Genomic DNA, 1,186 nt, shown 5'->3' with positions numbered 1-1,186 from the left:
GCGTGCCATGGACGTGGCGCAACTGGTGGTCAGTGAACTGGTCACCAACGCCCGCAAGTACGCCCCCGGGCCCGCCCTGCTGGAGCTTCGTGTTGACGGTGCCAGGCTGGAAGTGACCGTGTGGGACAGCGGCCCGTCCCTGCCCCTGGCGCGGGCTGCGGAACCCGGCCGGGTGGGCCAGCACGGCCTGGAGATCGTCATGGCCGTCGCCCAGAGTTTCGAGGCGCACCGCGAGCCGGTCGGCAAACGCATCACCGCCGGCATCACCCTGTCCGACGACCCCGACGCGGATCCGGCCGTCGGGCGAAATCGCACGGCTCGGTAGCCGCCAGAACGCAGGACAGGTCAACGTGCGGCGACACGGGGTAACACCGCGGAACACCAGCCCGCATTCCGCACCTGGCCGACAGCTGCACAAGGGTCTGTGTAGCACCGGTTGCGACCCTCCGGGGACGGGGAGCTCAGTGCGGTGCAGTACCTCTCCCTCGATGGCCGGGAAGTCGCGGTGATCGCCCTGCGACGGTCACGGCGCTATGGACACCACGACCCGGCCCTGCCTCTGCGCGCACTCGACCCCGCGGCCCGCTACCGCGACACGGACACCGGCACTGTGCACCACGGCGCCGTCCTGCTCAGCCACGGTCTGCCTCTCGGCCTCGCCGCGGACGACTACGCCAGTGCACTTGTCCACCTCGTCCGTGAGCCGGCCTGACGACGGCATGTCACCTCGACCGTGTCACCGATCGAGTCCGGTCCGGCCCGCCCACACGGCCGGGCCGGACGGCGAAGGCCCGCCGCGGGCGGGCGCGGTTCAGGAAGCGTCGTCGAACCGGACGTCCTGCGTCGCCGTCACCCCCGCCGTGCGGCCGGGCGCCGACTGGTGGCGCCAGTGGAGGTTGGTGTGCGCAATGCCCTGCTCCGGCGGCGGCGCGCCCCACGCGCTGTTGTCCGGGGCGGTGTGGGCGTCGGCGACGAGTGTCACGTCGTAGCCGCGCACGAAGGCACCGTGGAGCGTGTGCGCCGTGAGGCGCTTGTTGATCGAGTGGAGGTGGAAGACCTGCACCAATCCGCTGTCGCAGCAGTGGGATTGAAGCTGAGGGCAGCCTGATCCGGGAGGTGCCGGGAAGGGCGGGAAGCAGCCCTGACAAAGCCGGGGCGGGGCCAGAACCGTCAGATGGCCGTGTGC

At 71.2% G+C, this 1,186-nt stretch carries 2 protein-coding genes and 1 pseudogene; 2 read left to right on the top strand and 1 reads right to left on the bottom strand.

All coding sequences use genetic code 11. The annotated features are described in order from the left end of the window. Both ACFU5F_RS42265 and ACFU5F_RS42260 read left to right on the top strand, forming a co-directional pair. The coding region (locus ACFU5F_RS42265; protein ID WP_383898995.1) for an ATP-binding protein at positions 1–325 on the top strand (325 nt) is incomplete at its 5' end. Between the two features lie 144 nt (positions 326–469). After that, complete coding sequence (locus ACFU5F_RS42260; protein WP_383898993.1) at positions 470–712, top strand: GH36 C-terminal domain-containing protein; 243 nt, start codon at positions 470–472, stop codon at positions 710–712. A 99-nt stretch (positions 713–811) separates the two neighbouring features. Here the strand turns inward: ACFU5F_RS42260 and ACFU5F_RS42255 are convergent. Continuing rightward, a pseudogene (locus ACFU5F_RS42255) lies at positions 812–1,015 on the bottom strand (cysteine hydrolase); the annotation flags it as partial. Positions 1,016–1,186 lie beyond the last annotated feature (171 nt).

The organism is Streptomyces sp. NPDC057438 (assembly GCF_042802995.1).
Classification (GTDB): domain Bacteria; phylum Actinomycetota; class Actinomycetes; order Streptomycetales; family Streptomycetaceae; genus Streptomyces.
Note: the sequence above shows the minus strand (reverse complement) of the source record. Positions and strands in the feature narration are given on the sequence as shown.